This window comes from Azospirillum melinis (genome assembly GCF_013340935.1).
GTDB classification, from domain to species: domain Bacteria; phylum Pseudomonadota; class Alphaproteobacteria; order Azospirillales; family Azospirillaceae; genus Azospirillum; species Azospirillum melinis.
In genome coordinates, this window is record NZ_WHOS01000006.1 from 152,428 (window position 1) to 166,950 (window position 14,523).

Annotated in this window: 15 protein-coding genes and 2 pseudogenes; 12 read left to right on the forward strand and 5 right to left on the reverse strand. The window is 67.1% G+C overall.

The genetic code is table 11. From position 1 onward, the window contains the following. Positions 1-192: 192 nt before the first annotated feature. The 12 genes and pseudogenes from GBZ48_RS07155 to GBZ48_RS37055 all read left to right on the forward strand — a co-directional run. Positions 193-2,043, forward strand: a complete 1,851-nt coding sequence (locus GBZ48_RS07155; protein ID WP_246307031.1) for a methanol/ethanol family PQQ-dependent dehydrogenase — start codon at positions 193-195, stop codon at positions 2,041-2,043. After that, entirely contained in the window at positions 2,015-2,593 is a 579-nt protein-coding gene (locus GBZ48_RS07160; protein WP_174470382.1) for a c-type cytochrome, read from the forward strand. Before GBZ48_RS07155 ends, GBZ48_RS07160 begins: the two co-directional genes overlap by 29 nt. Continuing rightward, positions 2,590-3,627: a cytochrome c oxidase subunit II gene (gene coxB, locus GBZ48_RS07165; RefSeq protein ID WP_174470383.1), complete on the forward strand. Its 1,038-nt coding sequence runs from the start codon at positions 2,590-2,592 to the stop codon at positions 3,625-3,627. Before GBZ48_RS07160 ends, coxB begins: the two co-directional genes overlap by 4 nt. Beyond that, entirely contained in the window at positions 3,624-5,141 is a 1,518-nt protein-coding gene (ctaD, locus tag GBZ48_RS07170; protein ID WP_246307032.1) for a cytochrome c oxidase subunit I, read from the forward strand. Before coxB ends, ctaD begins: the two co-directional genes overlap by 4 nt. A gap of 108 nt (positions 5,142-5,249) precedes the next feature. Then, positions 5,250-5,555, forward strand: a complete 306-nt coding sequence (locus tag GBZ48_RS36125; protein ID WP_343049394.1) for a cytochrome c oxidase subunit 4 — start codon at positions 5,250-5,252, stop codon at positions 5,553-5,555. Then, positions 5,555-6,163, forward strand: coding sequence for a cytochrome c oxidase subunit 3 (locus GBZ48_RS07175; protein WP_174470384.1), 609 nt, complete (start codon positions 5,555-5,557; stop codon positions 6,161-6,163). Before GBZ48_RS36125 ends, GBZ48_RS07175 begins: the two co-directional genes overlap by 1 nt. Before the next feature lies 1 nt (position 6,164). Continuing rightward, positions 6,165-6,512 (forward strand): hypothetical protein, encoded by a 348-nt coding sequence (locus GBZ48_RS07180; RefSeq protein WP_174470385.1) that lies wholly within the window; start codon positions 6,165-6,167, stop codon positions 6,510-6,512. Continuing rightward, on the forward strand, positions 6,509-7,405 hold the full coding sequence (locus tag GBZ48_RS07185; RefSeq protein ID WP_174470386.1) for a cytochrome c oxidase assembly protein: 897 nt from the start codon (positions 6,509-6,511) through the stop codon (positions 7,403-7,405). Before GBZ48_RS07180 ends, GBZ48_RS07185 begins: the two co-directional genes overlap by 4 nt. Beyond that, a complete protein-coding gene (locus GBZ48_RS07190) occupies positions 7,386-7,811 on the forward strand; it encodes a c-type cytochrome (RefSeq protein WP_174470387.1) in 426 nt (141 codons plus the stop codon). The genes GBZ48_RS07185 and GBZ48_RS07190 overlap by 20 nt, the downstream gene beginning before the upstream one ends. Continuing rightward, positions 7,811-8,611 carry a substrate-binding domain-containing protein gene (locus tag GBZ48_RS07195; protein WP_174470424.1) on the forward strand — a complete coding sequence of 267 codons (801 nt, stop codon included), beginning with the start codon at positions 7,811-7,813 and terminating at the stop codon, positions 8,609-8,611. The genes GBZ48_RS07190 and GBZ48_RS07195 overlap by 1 nt, the downstream gene beginning before the upstream one ends. Positions 8,612-8,772: 161 nt before the next feature. After that, positions 8,773-8,934: pseudogene (locus GBZ48_RS37050) on the forward strand (transposase); the annotation flags it as partial. After that, positions 8,883-9,340: pseudogene (locus tag GBZ48_RS37055) on the forward strand (transposase); the annotation flags it as partial. The pseudogenes GBZ48_RS37050 and GBZ48_RS37055, both read left to right, overlap by 52 nt. Here GBZ48_RS37055 and GBZ48_RS07210 read toward each other — a convergent pair. From GBZ48_RS07210 to GBZ48_RS07230, 5 genes are all read right to left on the reverse strand, one after another. Next, the gene (locus GBZ48_RS07210) at positions 9,328-11,094 is read right to left on the reverse strand and encodes a hypothetical protein (protein ID WP_174470388.1); all 1,767 of its coding nucleotides are present in this window, start codon (positions 11,092-11,094) and stop codon (positions 9,328-9,330) included. The pseudogene GBZ48_RS37055 and the gene GBZ48_RS07210 sit on opposite strands and share 13 nt — an antisense overlap. A 101-nt stretch (positions 11,095-11,195) precedes the next feature. Then, the gene (locus GBZ48_RS07215) at positions 11,196-12,125 is read right to left on the reverse strand and encodes a glycoside hydrolase family protein (protein ID WP_174470389.1); all 930 of its coding nucleotides are present in this window, start codon (positions 12,123-12,125) and stop codon (positions 11,196-11,198) included. Next, positions 12,122-12,907: a TIGR04290 family methyltransferase gene (locus GBZ48_RS07220; protein ID WP_174470390.1), complete on the reverse strand. Its 786-nt coding sequence runs from the start codon at positions 12,905-12,907 to the stop codon at positions 12,122-12,124. The genes GBZ48_RS07215 and GBZ48_RS07220 overlap by 4 nt, the downstream gene beginning before the upstream one ends. Continuing rightward, complete coding sequence (locus GBZ48_RS07225; protein ID WP_343049396.1) at positions 12,904-13,512, reverse strand: histidine phosphatase family protein; 609 nt, start codon at positions 13,510-13,512, stop codon at positions 12,904-12,906. The genes GBZ48_RS07220 and GBZ48_RS07225 overlap by 4 nt, the downstream gene beginning before the upstream one ends. Next, positions 13,509-14,495, reverse strand: a complete 987-nt coding sequence (locus GBZ48_RS07230) for an inositol-3-phosphate synthase (RefSeq protein WP_211105658.1) — start codon at positions 14,493-14,495, stop codon at positions 13,509-13,511. Before GBZ48_RS07230 ends, GBZ48_RS07225 begins: the two co-directional genes overlap by 4 nt. Positions 14,496-14,523: the final 28 nt, after the last annotated feature.

A 14,523-nucleotide genomic window follows, 5' to 3' on the forward strand; every position in this document is an offset into this window, starting at 1 on the left:
CGCCGCCACTGTTCCCGTGACAACGCCGCTGCAACAGAACCCCGGCTTAGGCAGAAGTCCAAGTTGCGCGCAAATGTCCAACCCGCAATCCTTATACAACTTGGTACTGACCTTAAGCATTAGCGGAACCGCGACCTCTCCCGCTTCGTTATTGCAGCAATGAACAATCCATAAAACGGAGCGGGGACCAAGTTGGCAATCGCTCGTTTCGCAGGGGCCGCACTGTTGCTGGCAGGGGCCATGGCCGGCCCGGCGTCGGCACAGACCGGCACGCCCTCCGACAATGTGCCAACCGCATCGGTCCCCTCCGATAAAGCCACCCCACCCACAGCCGCGGCTCCGCCCGACGACGGCAACTGGGTGATGCCGGCCAAGAACTACGCCAGCACCCGCTACAGCGAACAGGACCAGATCAACGCCACGAATGTCCACGACCTTCAGGTGGCCTTCACCTTCTCCACCGGCATCGACCGCGGTCATGAGGCGGCGCCGCTGGTGGTGGGCGGAACGATGTACATCGTCACCCCCTTTCCCAACCGTCTGTTCGCGCTCGACCTGACCAAGCCCGGCGCGCCGGTGAAATGGAGCTTCGATCCGAAGCCGGCGGCCTCGGCGCAGGGGGTGGCCTGCTGCGATTATGTCAACCGGGGGGCCGCCTTCGCCGACGGCCGGCTGTTCTTCAACACGCTGGATAGCCAGACCATCGCCGTCGAGGCGGAAACCGGCCACGAGCTGTGGCGCACGCAACTGGGCGACATCAACAAGGGAGAGACCATGACCATGGCTCCCCTGGTGGTGAAGGGAAAGGTGCTGGTCGGCAATTCGGGAGGCGAATTCGGCGTGCGCGGCTGGCTTACCGCGCTGGACGCCGCGACCGGCAAGATCGCCTGGAAGGCTTACAGCACCGGCCCTGATGCCGACGTGCTGATCGGCCCGGACTACCAGCCCTTCTACGACAAGGAGAGGAGCACCAACCTCGGCATGTCCAGCTGGCCGCCCGATGCCTGGACCATCGGCGGCGGCACGGTTTGGGGCTGGATTTCCTACGATCCGGAGCTGAACCTGATCTATCACGGCACCGCCAACCCCGGCCCGTGGAACCCGGAACAGCGGCCGGGCGACAACAAATGGACCGGCGGAATCTTCGCCCGCAACCCCGATACGGGTCAGGCGCGCTGGTTCTATCAGGTGGTCCCCCACGACCTGTACGACCACGACGCCGTCAACGAGCTTCTGCTTCTCGACCTGCCGGTGAACGGCACGCTGCGCAAGACCGTCGTCCGGCCGGAACGCAACGGCTACGTCTATGTGCTGGACCGCGCGACGGGGGAGGTGCTGTCGGCCGACCCCTATGCCGCCATCAACTCCTCTGCCGGCGTCGATCTGAAAACCGGCGAGCTGACGATGGTGGAGGCGAAGGCGCCGAAGATGGGCAAGGTCGTGCGCGACATCTGCCCGACGGCTCCGGGGTCGAAGGACTGGAACCCCTCCGCCTTTTCGCCGCGCACCGGCCTGATCTACATCCCCCACATGAATCTCTGCATGGACTGGCAGAGTGCGGAGGCCAACTACATCGCCGGCACTCCCTACATCGGGGCGGAGGTGCGGATGTTCGCCGGTCCCGGCGGCAACCGCGGCGAGCTGTCGGCCTGGGATCCGCTCAAGCGCGCCAAGGCCTGGAGCGTGAAGGAAGATTTGCCGCTGTGGAGCGGCGCGCTCGCCACCGCCGGCGACCTGCTGTTCTACGGAACCATGGAAGGCTGGTTCAAGGCGCTCGACGCCCGCACCGGCGAGGAGCTTTGGCGCTTCAAGGCCGGCTCCGGGATCATCGGCCAACCCATCGCCTACCGGGGGCCGGACGGGCGCGAATACATCGCCGTGCTGTCGGGGGTCGGCGGCTGGGCCGGAGCGGTGGTGGTCGGCGACCTCGACCCGCGCGATTCCTCCGCGGCTTCCGGCTGGGCGAACGCCGTCGCCGATCTGAAGCAGAAGACCACAAAGGGGGGGATGCTGTATGTCTTCGCCCTTCCACAGCGCCGTTAGGACGGCCCTGCTCGCCATCCCCTTGGCAGGCCTGGGGCTGGCGGCCTGCGACCGCGAGGATCGGGAGCCGCGCGGCGCCCCGGTGGGCGACAGCGGTCCGGCCGCCATCACCCAGGGCTCGCTCTATGCCGGCGAGCCCTCCCCGCCCCGCCCCAGCCACCGCGAGTATGAGAACAACGCCTACCACCTCTCCCAGGGCAAGCAGCTTTACACCTCATTCAACTGCAACACCTGCCACGCCAACGGCGGCGGCGGCATCGGCCCGGCGCTGATGGACGACAAATGGATTTACGGCGGCACGCTGGACAACATCTACGCCACCATCGTCCAGGGGCGGCCCAACGGCATGCCCTCCTTCCGCAACAAAATCCCCGAACAGCAGGTCTGGCAACTCGCCGCCTATGTCCGCTCGCTGAGCGGCCAGACGCCGAAAGCCGCCTCGCCGTCGCGCAACGACACCCTGAACGCCAAGCCGGCCGAACAGCGCATGCCGAAGGAGGAGCCGAAGGGCAGCAGCCCGGGCGGTCCCAACCTGGAAGGCCGGCAATGAAAAGGGCCGGCGGACTTGCCACCGCGGCCTTGACGGCAGCGGCCCTGACCGTCCTCCTGACGGGCTGCGAGGGGGTGCAGTCGGCGCTCGACCCTGCCGGCCATCAGGCCGGACGGATCGCCGGCCTGTGGTGGCTGTTCCTCGGCGTGCTGACCGTCATTTACCTGCTGGTGCTGGCCGGGTTGCTGATCGCAGCAATCCGCCCACGCCGCCGCGGCCGCCTGCACCAGGGACCGGCTTTCGCCAAGGAGCCGCCCATCGAACGCCGGCTGACCCGTGGGCTGACCGCCTGGGCGGTGGGGACCGGGGTCATCATCCTCACGCTGACCGGCCTCAGCTATGCCGTCGACCGCGACGTATTGGGCCTGACCGGACGGGCCGAGTTGGAGATCGAGGTCACCGCCAAGCAATGGTGGTGGCAGGTCAAGTACAACGACCCGGTCCCCAGCCGCAGCTTCGAAACCGCCAACGAGATCCGCCTGCCGGTCGGTGTGCCGGTGCGGGTGGTGCTGAAGTCGCAGGACGTCATCCACAGCTTCTGGGTGCCCAACCTGCATGGCAAGACCGACCTGATCCCCGGCCGCGTCAACGAAACCACGCTGACCGCCGACCGGGAAGGCCGCTTCCGCGGCCAATGCGCGGAGTTCTGCGGCTTTCAGCATGCCAACATGGCGCTGGATGTGCTGGCGATGCCGCGCGACCGGTTCGACGCCTGGCGCGCCGCCCAGCTCTCCTCCGCGCCCGCGCCCGGCGACGCATTGCAGGAGCAGGGCCGGCAGGTCTTCCTCAGCTCCGCCTGCGTGATGTGCCACACCATCCATGGCACCAGTGCCGCCAGCCGGGTCGGTCCCGACCTGACCCATGTCGCCGGCCGCCTGTCGCTCGCCGCCGGAACCCTGCCCTACAACAAGGGCAATCTCGCCGGCTGGATCGCCGACCCGCAGCGCATCAAGCCCGGAACGCGGATGCCGGTCACCGGCCTGTCGCCCGACCAGCTGCAGGGGGTGGTCGCCTATCTGGACAGCCTGAAATGAGCGCCCGCAGCGAAAAGCCCGTCATCCGCCGCGACGGCCCGGCGCTGGGCGAAGCGGAGACGCATCGCCGCCTGTCGCTGAGCTGGGCGACGCCGCCCGGCCTGTGGGGCTGGCTGTCCAGCGTCGACCACAAGCAGGTCGGCCGCCGCTACATCGTCACCGCCTTCGTCTTCTTCCTGCTGGCGGGACTGCTGGCGCTCGCCATGCGGATGCAGCTGTCGGGGCCGGAGCGGACGCTGCTGTCGCCCGACCGCTACAACCAGATCTTCACCATGCACGGCACGACGATGATGTTCCTCTTCGCCGTGCCGGTGATGGAGGCCTTCGCCATCTTCCTGGTGCCGCTGATGGTTGGCACCCGCGCCATCGCCTTTCCCCGCCTGAACGCCTTCAGCTATTGGGTCTATCTGGCCGGCGGCGTGATGCTGTGGGTGGCCTTCATCCTGAATGCCGGGCCGGATGTCGGCTGGTTCGCCTACGTGCCGCTGTCGGGACCCCAGTTCTCACCCGGAAAACGCGTCGATTTCTGGGCGCAGATGATCACCTTCACCGAGGTGGCGGCGCTTGCCGTTTCGGTGGAGATCATCGTCACCGTCTTCAAGCAGCGCGCACCCGGCATGTCGCTGAACCGCATCCCGCTGTTCGTCTGGGGACAGCTGGTCACCTCCTTCATGGTGGTGTTCGCCATGCCGGCGGTGATGGTGTCCAGCAGCATGCTGATCATGGACCGGCTGATCGGCACCCATTTCTTCAACCCGGCGGAAGGCGGCGACGCCCTTTTGTGGCAGCACCTGTTCTGGTTCTTCGGCCATCCGGAGGTCTACATCATCTTCCTGCCGGCGACCGGCTTCGTCTCCTCCATCCTGCCGACCTTCGCGCGCCGGCCGATCTTCGGCTACACCGCGCTGGTACTGGCGCTGTTCGCCACCGGGTTCCTCGGCTTCGGGCTGTGGGTGCACCACATGTTCGCCACCGGGCTGCCGCATCTGGGCAACAGCTTCTACACCGCGGCCAGCATGACCATCGCCATCCCCAGCGGCATCCAGATCTTCTGCTGGATCGCCACCCTGTGGGACGGACGGCCGCGCTTCGCCACGCCGCTGCTGTTCGTCATCGGCTTCATCGTCGTTTTCGTGCTGGGCGGGCTCAGCGGCATCATGCTGGCCTCGGTCCCGCTCGACAGTCAGGCGCATGACACCTATTTCGTCGTCGCCCATTTCCACTATGTGCTGATCGGCGGCGCGGTGTTCCCGCTGTTCGGCGCCGTCTATTACTGGTTCCCGAAATTCACCGGCCGGATGCTGTCGGAACGGGCAGGAGCCTGGAACTTCTGGCTGTTCTTCATCGGCTTCAACCTGACCTTCTTCCCGATGCACATCCTGGGGCTGATCGGCATGCCGCGGCGGGTCTACAGCTATCCGGCGGGGATGGGGTGGGACGGGCCGAACCTGCTGGCGAGCGCCGGTGCAGTGATCCTGGCGGCCGGTGTCGCGACCTTCCTCGGCAATGTCTAGCACAGCCTGAAGCACGGCGTCGCCGCCGGCGACAATCCGTGGCAGGCGTCGACCCTGGAATGGGCCACCTCCTCCCCGCCGCCCAGCTACAATTTCGTCCACATCCCCGTGGTGACCGGACGGGAGGCGCTGTGGACTGAGCCCGACGGCCTGCCCGTCGTCTGCGGCCTGCGGGTGGACCAGCGCGAGCTTCTGCTGACCAGCGTGGTCGACGCCGATCCAGAGGTTCGGGAACCCTCACCGGAGCCGTCGATCTGGCCTCTGCTGTCGGCGCTGGCGGTCACTGTCCTGTTCATCGGCTCGATCTTCACGCCTTGGGCGGTGGTGTGGGGCGCCGTTCCGCTGGCGGTCGGGCTGATCGGCTGGTTCTGGCCGAAATCGCCGCCCGACACTCCGGAACCGGTGATCGACTGATGGACCAATCCCCCCGCTTCGCCGCCGACCTCGCCCATCTGCCGACCAGCGCGCACGGGCCGCGTTCGCTCACTTGGTGGGGCACGCTGGGCTTCATCCTGATCGAGGGCGCCGGTTTCGCGCTGGCCGCCGCCGCTTACTTCTACCTGATGGGCCAGACGGAGACCTGGCCGCCCGGGCTGGCTCCGCCCGACTGGCTGTGGGGAACGCTCCAGCTTGTCCTGACGCTGGTCAGCCTGATCCCCAACCTGTGGACCGACCGGGTCGCCCATGCCGACGATCTGCGGAAGGTGCGGATTGGCTTGGTGGTCATGTCGGCGGTCGGGCTGCTCACCCTGGTGATTCGCGCCTTCGAATTCGGGGCGCTGAACTGCCGGTGGGACGACAACGCCTATGGCTCCATCGTCTGGCTACTGCTGGGGCTGCACGCCACCCACCTGATCACCGATGTCGGCGACACGCTGGTCCTGACGGTTCTGATGTTCACCAGACATGTCGAGCCGCGCCGCTTCACGGACGTCACCGACAACTGCGTTTACTGGAACTTCGTGGTGGCCGCCTGGGTCCCACTCTGGGCGCTGCTCTACGTCGTGCCGAGGCTGGTCTGAGATGGCGGCCCGGAGCACTCCCCTCACCGCCTGGGCCGGCTGGCTGGCCGGTCCCCTGGGCTGGCTCATCCAGCATCAGGGCGGCTCCAACACGGTGTTCTGGAACTGCGCGCTGGGCCGCCCGTCCCTGGTGGTGACGTTGGGGGTGGTCGGCGCGCTGGTCGCGCTGGCCGGCGGCTGGCTGTCCTGGCGGGCGATGCGCAACGCCGGACCGGCCGATGCCGCGGCACCTGGCCGGGGAAGCCAGCGCTTCATCGCCATGCTGGGCGTGCTGGCGGTGCTGATCTTCCTGGTGGCGATCGCCGGACAGACGATGGCCGGGATCATGCTGCGGGGGTGCGGCAGATGATGAGCCAGCTGAGGACATTGGGCGCGCTGGCCCTGCTGCTCCTCCCGTCCCCCGCCCTCGCCCATGGCAGCAGCGGCGAAAGCATCGCCTTCGAGCCCTGGCTCGGCCTGCCGCTGCTGCTGAGCGGCATGCTGTACCTGACTGGCTCTTTGCGTCTGGCGGCGCGGCGGCACCGGCCGGGAGGGGGCCGGCGGACGCTGCTGTTCGCCGGAGGCTGGCTTCTGCTGGCGCTGCCGCTGGCGACGCCGCTGCATCTGTGGGGCGGCCGGTCCTTTGCCGCCCATATGGTGGAGCATGAAATCATCATGGTGCTGGCGGCGCCGCTGCTGGCATTGGCCCGCCCGCTCGGCGTGCTGCTCTGGGGGATACCGGGCGGGGTGCGGCGCCGGCTGGTGCAGGCGGGGCGGCAGCCGCTCCGCGGCGTCTGGCGGCCTGTCACCGGCCCGCTGACCGCGACCGCCTTGCAAACGGCCGTGCTGTGGCTGTGGCACATCCCCGCAGCGTTCGAGGCGGCTGTCCATTCGCCGGTGCTCCACGCTCTCCAGCACATGAGTTTCCTTGCCTCGGCGGTGCTGTTCTGGTGGGCGCTGGCCTTCGGGCGCGCCGGACGGCATGGCTATGGCCTGGGGGCGCTGTGCCAGTTCCTGACGGCCCTGCAAAGCGGGCTTCTCGGGGCGCTGCTGACGCTTGCCGGGACGCCCTGGTACCCGACTTACGCCATCCGGACAGAGGGCCGCCTGTCACCGCTGGAGGACCAGCAGCTGGCCGGCATCGTGATGTGGATTCCGGCCGGACTGGTTCATGCCGGCGCCGCTTTCGTGCTGATCGCGCTGTGGCTCAACGGCCCGCGGCGTCGCCCAGGGAGGAACCGCGATGTTCTTTGGGCGGAGTAGACGCATCGCCATCGTCGTTTTCGCACTGGCCGTCGCCTCAGGCGCCGCCGGAGTGGCGTTGGAGACGATGCAGGAAGGCAACAAGGCGTACCGGCGCGCCGCCGAGATCACCGGCGGCGATCCCCATGCCGGAGAGGAGGCAGTGCTGCGCTATGGCTGCGGCAGCTGCCACACCATCCCCGGCATCATCCGCGCCCGTGGGCTGGTCGGCCCGCCCTTGAGCGGGTTCGGCAGCCGGATTTATATCGCCGGCGTCCTCGCCAACAACCCGGACAACCTCGTGCGCTGGATCCAGGACCCACCGTCGGTCTCCCCGCGCACCGCCATGCCGAAGCTGGGGGTTACCGATGGCGATGCCCGCGACATCGCTGCCTATCTCTACACCCTGACGGAGGGCAACTGGTGATGCGCCGCCCGAGCCTGCCAACCCTGCTGGTCGCCTGTCTGCTCGCCTCTCCCACAACCGCCGCCGAGACGTTGCGCGTCTGCGCCGATCCCAACAACCTTCCCTACAGCAACGACCGCGGCGAAGGGTTCGAGAACCGGATCATGGAGCTGCTGGCCCACGACATGGGGATCAAGGTGGGCTACACATGGTGGGCGCAGCGCCGCGGCTTCATCCGCAACACGCTGAAGGCCGGCCTCTGCGACGTCATCGCCGGGGTGCCGTCGACGATGGAGATGCTGGCGGTCACCCGGCCCTATTACCGCTCCACCTACGTCTTCGTCACCGCAACCGACCGCGGTCTGGACATCCGCAGCTTCGACGACCCGCGGCTGCGCAGCCTGAAGGTCGGCGTTCAGATGATCGGTGACGACTTCTCCAACGCGCCGCCGGCCCATGCGCTGAGCCGCCGCGGCATCGTCACCAACGTTCGCGGCTACCTCGTCTACGGCGACTATACCAAGCCCAACCCCACTGCCCGCATCGTTGAGGCAGTGGTGAATGGGGAATTGGATGTCGCGGTGGTGTGGGGGCCGCAGGCCGGCTATTTCGCAGCGCGCCAGCCGGCGCCGCTGACCATTATGCCGGTCACCCCTGGTGTCGACAGCCCGACTTTGCCGATGATGTTCGACATCTCCATGGGCCTGCGCAAGGAGGACGTCACCCTGCGCCGCCGGTTGGAGGACGCGGTCGAGCGCAACCGTGCCGCCATCGACCGAATTCTGGCCGATTACGGCGTTCCCCGCACCGATCCGCCATAGGATCGGCAGGTGCTTCGGCTCTGTTGCGGCGTGTCGCGTTGTTGCACGGATGGATCCGGTGGGGTAGGTCGTGGCGCCGTTCTTCGTTAGCCGGATTTCCCACGACGCCGCACAAGGCGAACGCCGCCCGTCGCCATCACATCCCGCGACCGAAGCGGAAGGTGACGAGCTGGGCCGAGTACGACGCATCGCTGCGCCTGCGCGGCAGCCTGACCGTCTGGGTCTCCGACGAGGCAATCGCGCATTGGAAGGCGGCGCCGCGGACCACGCCGGGCGGACAGCCCAGCTACTCCGACTTGGCGATCACGACGGCCTTGATGCTGCGCGCCGTGCTCCGACTGGCGTTGCGTCAGACCGAGGGGCTGATCGCCTCCGTCCTGCGGCGCTTGGCCTCGACCTACCGGTGCCGGACCATTCCACCATCGCCCGGCGCGCCAGAACGGTGGCGCTGCCGGGCACACAGCCCTGCTACAGCGGAGCGCTCCACCTGCTGGTGGACAGCACCGGAAGGAACCATAAAGAGGCCGGTGCTGCGCCCAACATTCCGCCACGCGCCAACAATCACTGGAAAACTGCTTCTCACCCTACCTCTACCGGAACCGCAACGTCATCGAGCATATGTTCGGACGCCTCGAGGACTTCCGGCGCATCGCCACCCGGTATGACCGGTCCGCCACCAGCTTCATGGCGGCCGTCCACATCGCCGCAACCGCCGCCTACTGGTTATGAGTCCGGACCCTAACACTTTGGCCTTCATCGCAAGCTCGACGCCATGCGGCTCGATACCGTGACAGCGCCGACACTGCCCGATCGTCGAAGGCCGCCGCAAAGCTCCAGTAGCCGATTTGAAAGCCGATGTAGCTGTCGATGCAGAAATCGACCAATTGAAGGTCGAGCGGCATTCGGTTTCCCACTGCGTGGCACAGTTGCGTGGCCTCCGCCGCCGACAGACCGAACTCCACGATGCCGCCTGCCACGTCCCACGCCACATCCTGGCAGCCGATACGGTCATGTGCATAGGCATGGTCGAGCGCATCCGCCTTCAGCAAACGGCCATCGGAGCAGCGCAGCCATTCCCACAGATGGAGACGGTTGTCGGTAACGATACGCCGTATCCGGGAGCCAAGTCTCCCCAGGATATCCGGAGTCCATCGCGCCAACCGCAAGGTGGCGGGCTCCCCCAGGGCTTCCGTGAGGTTGACGCGAGCCATTGCCAGCAGAGCGGGCAAGTCCGCACCGACGGCCCCGTCCACCGGAAAGGACCGTGCCCGAAGCAGCAGATAGTCGGCCAGATGGGTAATCAATTCGGGTGTCGCGATGCAAAGAGGACGGGCGTCGTCCAGCCAGCGCTCGGCAAGAAAGCCGTGGCGCAGCGCCACCGGCTCTGCGACGAATCCGGCCCGGTGAAGCGTCCGTGCCCGCTCCAGCTTGGCCTCGCCCGCACGCCCGAGACCAGCGAATTTCAGCAGCCAAGTCCCCGACTCTGTCCGAAGCAGATATTTGCAACGTTCCTGCTGTGCATGGACCGGTGGCCAAGCCGCCGGATTGCCATACAGCAGGCTGCGCCAGTCGCCGCCCGACAGGGACTGTAACGGTGCCACCGGCGGTCCGACCCGATCCTCGAACCAACGTTCCAGAGGCGGAACCCGGCCGTCCGCCGACCGGAACAGCGTGTCGAATGGGACAACCGAGCGATTGACCTCGGACCAGCGTCGACGGTGGGCGGGCGAGGCTTCCGGCCCAAGGTCGCCGTCATGGCTTGGCAGGAAAGCAATGCGGCCGCGCGGAACACCCCGCTCCTCCAGCCAGTCGGCGACCGCTCCGAAGGAACTGCCCGACAGGCCAGGCCCCTCGTCGACGACCACCGAACAGGCCGCCGGATCCGCTGTCAAGGCCGCCCCGAGGCGGGCCGATACGCACAACGCACGGCGGAACGGATGACCGACCGGCCGAAGCGTGACCGGCTGACCGGCGCCCAGACCGACCGCCGCCATCGCTGCCAGCCCGATGCCGATGCTGCGCAGCCCAATGACGGTCACAGGCCTCGGCAGGCTCGCCGACAGGCGACGCGCCGACTCCAGATACGCCTCCGGATAGACGGCATAGAAGGCGTGGCCTTCCGCCTGCCGCATCCGGACGGCTGCAGGAAGCGGTTGGGCCGCCAGCGCGAGCAGCGCCTCCGCCTGGACGGGAACGAGGTGCCGGAACCCGCTGTCCCAGGACGATGCGATGGACCGGGCGAATGCCATCAGCAGCCCCATTGCCGCTCGATTGGCCGGCGTGTCGTCGTCCTCGCCCGCCGCCTCGAACGCGGCGTCCGCCAACCCTTGCGCCAGTTCCGAAGCCTCGATGAACAGCGACACCAACGCGCCGTGGCGATCAATGCCGGCGGGCATGGCATGCACGGCCGCCAAGGCGTCGACCATCCGCGCCAGGACAGCGCGCGCATCCGCGCTGCGGTCGTGATCTCCGTAGACCAGCATGGCTCTAATCGCTCCGACCGGCGAGATAGCGGTAGGCCGCCGCCTTGAAGACGTCGAAATGCGGAACGGTCCAGCCTTCCCGCTCGAGGCCGGACAGCGCGCTACCCCGCGATCAACAGGGGAGCCGGAGCCGCCGCTTGGCTGGTCCCGGCGTAGCGGCGGATCATCGCGCCGCAGAACTCCGCAAACTCTTCGGCGACCTGCGGCGGGCTGGTGTGGTGCGGTTCGATCCCGCGATGCTCTGGCGTGAAGCAGAAAGTGACGGTAACGTCGAAATCGGCCAGTGCCTCCATCTGCCGGTCGAACCAGCTGAGCGCGTTCGGGCGGAAGCTGTCGGCCCAGGACAGGCCGGTGCGCAGGTGCCGCACGCCCAGCCGCTTCATCCAGGCCACCGCCTCGTCCAGCCGGTGGTCCTCGAAGTGGAACCATTGGCACAGCCCCATCCGAGCCGCGTGGGGCGCATAGGCGTCGAGCGCCGGCTTGGGCGTCCCGTCCGCCCGCAGAAGCCCCATATGGAAGTGCCGGTAGTAGGAGGAGCCTTCCGCCTCCTTGTGGCGCGTCGTCGCCTCCCAGGTGCTGGGCAGGTCGTAGAGGCTGTACCAGTGGATGCGCGGGACGTGGCCGATCAGAAGCTCGGCGGTGCGGGTGAGCCCCCAGGCCTGCACCTCCTCAGCGCCGAAGGAGGAGACGCCAGCCTCGGTCACCCAAACCGGCTTGCCGGTGACGGCGCGGATCTCATCTATCTTCTGCGGCCATTCCTGGATCTGCCAGAGATTCCAGTCCAGAGGGAAGCCGTGGACCGCCACCACGTCCACCTGCTCCAGCGCGCCGCGCTCGTCCAGTCGGCGGATGAAGGATGGGTCGATGGGCGAGATGCCGCCCAGCACGCGGGGAAGCGCGGCATTCTCCGCGCGGATCGCCTGCCCGGCGAGGATGGTCATGCGGGCGAACAGATCCCATTCGGGATCAAGTTTCGGGTCCCAATGTGACTTGTTGTTGGGCTCGTTCCAAATTTTGGCAGCTTCGATCATTCCCGGCTTCCCTCGCTGACATGGCCGTGCGGCGGAGAGGCGGGATAGACGGCCCCCGCTTCCGTCGGCCGTTCGACACGGCGGCAAACATAGACCTCGCGCTCCGGATGTTCGAGAATCCGGAAACCGGCGCTGCGCAGCATCGCCTCGGCGCAGGCGGCATTCGGCGCCCACCAGTTGGTCCAATCCCTGGCATATTGATGCTCGATGAAATGCAGCTTCGGATAGCCGGGGGCGTCGAAATGCTCCTGCTCGAAGAAGTCATAATCGGCGTTCACCGGCTCGACCTCCTGGGATCCGCGCTGCATGGACTGGAAGATCATCAGGTCCCCGGCGGCATGCTCGTGGATCAGGTCGAGCGCCAGCAGCGGATGGCGCAGATGGTAGAGTACCCCCATGAACAGGACGATATCGAACCGTTCGCCAAGCAGTGCCAAATCATAGACCGACAGCTTGCGGAACTCGATGTCCTGCCCGGTCACCTCGGCGGCGAAGCGGGCCTGCGCCAGATAACGGTCATCGAAATCGATTCCAACCACCCGATCGGCGCCCCGCCGCTTCATCTCAATAGAATAGAAGCCGCCGTTGCAGCCGATGTCGAGGACGGTCCGGCCGCTCAGATCCTCCGGCACCGCATGGGCGAACAGCCGCCATTTCACGTTCGGGTAATCGTGCAGAAAATGATCGGGCGCGGTTTTCACGCCGTTCAGGTCGATGTTGTGAAACCATTCCCCAAGGGCCGCGGCGCGCGCGCGGATCTGATCGGCGGTCAGGCGGGTCATGCGGCAACCTCGTTGATGCTCTGGACCTTCAGCCCCCAATCGCCGGCGATCAGCACGCTACGGGAAGCAGGACTGATCTCGAAGCGGGAATGGAAGTCCAGCGGAAGGCCCAGCGCATGAGTCAGCGCCGCCTTGATGACGTCGCCGTGACTGACCAGCGCCACGCTCCGTCCCGGATACCGTCGGCGCAGGGCTTCGATACAGCGGGCGATCCGGACCTGAGCCTCCACCATCGTTTCACCGCCGGGAGGCCGAGCATGGCCGCGGGCGCGATTCCAGAGGTCCCAGCCGGGATCGCCGGCCAGGGCGTCGAAGCGCATCCCAGACCAGGCGCCGAGATCAAGTTCGTTCAACTCCTCCATCACCGCCACGGCCAAGCCCTGTGTCTGGGCAATCGGAAGGGCGGTTTCGACGGCGCGTTCCAGCGGGCTGGTCAGGACCGCGGCGAGGCTGTGGACCGCCAGCGACCGGGCCAGCCGGGCGGCCTCGCGCCGGCCGGTCTCGCCCAGCGTCACGCCGGCCATCCGGCCGCACAGCACCGTCCCCAATCGATCGTGCGAGGCGTGACGGATCAGAATCAGGATGGTCTCCATGCGGTCGGTCACGCCGCGTCGCGCGGCATGGGCCATGTCTCGCCCGAGATGAAGCGGAGCGTGCGTTCGCGGGCCTCGTGGTCGGTGAACTGCTCGGGCGGCGATTTCATGAAGTAGCTCGACGGTCCGATCAGCGGCCCGCCGATCTTCCGGTCGAGCGCCAGCTTTGCGCAACGGACCGCGTCGATGACGATTCCGGCGGAGTTCGGACTGTCCCACACCTCCAGCTTCAGCTCCACGTTGAGCGGCACGCCGCCGAAGCTGGTGCCCTCCAGCCGGATGTGCGCCCATTTCCGGTCGGTCAGCCAGGGAATATGGTCGCTGGGGCCGACATGGACGTCGTCCGCATCAAGCGGCACATTGAACTGGCTGGTCACCGCGCGCGTCTTCGACAGCTTCTTCGATTCCAGCCGTTCGCGCTCCAGCATGTTCTTGAAATCGGTGTTGCCGCCGAAATTCAGCTGGTAGGTGTGGTCGAGACGGACGCCGCGCTCGCGGAACAGGTTCGCCAGCATGCGGTGGACAATGGTGGCTCCCACCTGGCTCTTGATGTCGTCGCCGATGATCGGCAGCCCGCGTTGTTCGAACCGCCTCGCCCAGCCGGGGTCGGAGGCGATGAAGACTGGAATGCAGTTGACGAAGGCACAGCCGGCTTCCAGCGCCTGTTCGGCGTAGAACTCGGTCGCTCGTTGCGAACCAACAGGCAGGTAAGAGACCAGGACGTCGGTGTTGGAACGGCGCAGCGATTCGGCGACGTCGACCGGCGGCTCCGCCGACTCCTCGATGTCGCCGGCCAGATATCGGCCGATGCCGTCCATGGTGGGGCCCCGCTCGACCCGCAAGCCCGAGCAGGACGGGGTGGCGAAGCGGATCGTATTGTTCGGAGCCGCGAAGATGGCGTCCGAAACGTCCCGCCCGACCTTGGCGGCGTTGACGTCGAAGGCGGCCGAAATCTCGATGTCGCCGACGCGATAGCCGCCGAGATCGACAGTCATCAGCCCAGGTGGCGGTTCATTGGCCTGA

Excerpts from the sequence above, each read along its gene's own strand:
- GBZ48_RS07195 (WP_174470424.1), top strand. The coding sequence starts at position 7,811 with ATGCGCCGCCCGAGCCTGCCAACCCTGCTGGTCGCCTGTCTGCTCGCC.
- GBZ48_RS07190 (WP_174470387.1), top strand. The coding sequence starts at position 7,386 with ATGTTCTTTGGGCGGAGTAGACGCATCGCCATCGTCGTTTTCGCACTG.
- GBZ48_RS07230 (WP_211105658.1), bottom strand. The coding sequence starts at position 14,495 with ATGACTGTCGATCTCGGCGGCTATCGCGTCGGCGACATCGAGATTTCG.
- GBZ48_RS07220 (WP_174470390.1), bottom strand. The coding sequence starts at position 12,907 with ATGACCCGCCTGACCGCCGATCAGATCCGCGCGCGCGCCGCGGCCCTT.
- GBZ48_RS07210 (WP_174470388.1), bottom strand. The coding sequence starts at position 11,094 with ATGCTGGTCTACGGAGATCACGACCGCAGCGCGGATGCGCGCGCTGTC.
- GBZ48_RS07180 (WP_174470385.1), top strand. The coding sequence starts at position 6,165 with ATGGCGGCCCGGAGCACTCCCCTCACCGCCTGGGCCGGCTGGCTGGCC.
- coxB (WP_174470383.1), top strand. The coding sequence starts at position 2,590 with ATGAAAAGGGCCGGCGGACTTGCCACCGCGGCCTTGACGGCAGCGGCC.
- ctaD (WP_246307032.1), top strand. The coding sequence starts at position 3,624 with ATGAGCGCCCGCAGCGAAAAGCCCGTCATCCGCCGCGACGGCCCGGCG.
- GBZ48_RS07160 (WP_174470382.1), top strand. The coding sequence starts at position 2,015 with ATGTCTTCGCCCTTCCACAGCGCCGTTAGGACGGCCCTGCTCGCCATC.
- GBZ48_RS07175 (WP_174470384.1), top strand. The coding sequence starts at position 5,555 with ATGGACCAATCCCCCCGCTTCGCCGCCGACCTCGCCCATCTGCCGACC.
- GBZ48_RS07185 (WP_174470386.1), top strand. The coding sequence starts at position 6,509 with ATGATGAGCCAGCTGAGGACATTGGGCGCGCTGGCCCTGCTGCTCCTC.
- GBZ48_RS07215 (WP_174470389.1), bottom strand. The coding sequence starts at position 12,125 with ATGATCGAAGCTGCCAAAATTTGGAACGAGCCCAACAACAAGTCACAT.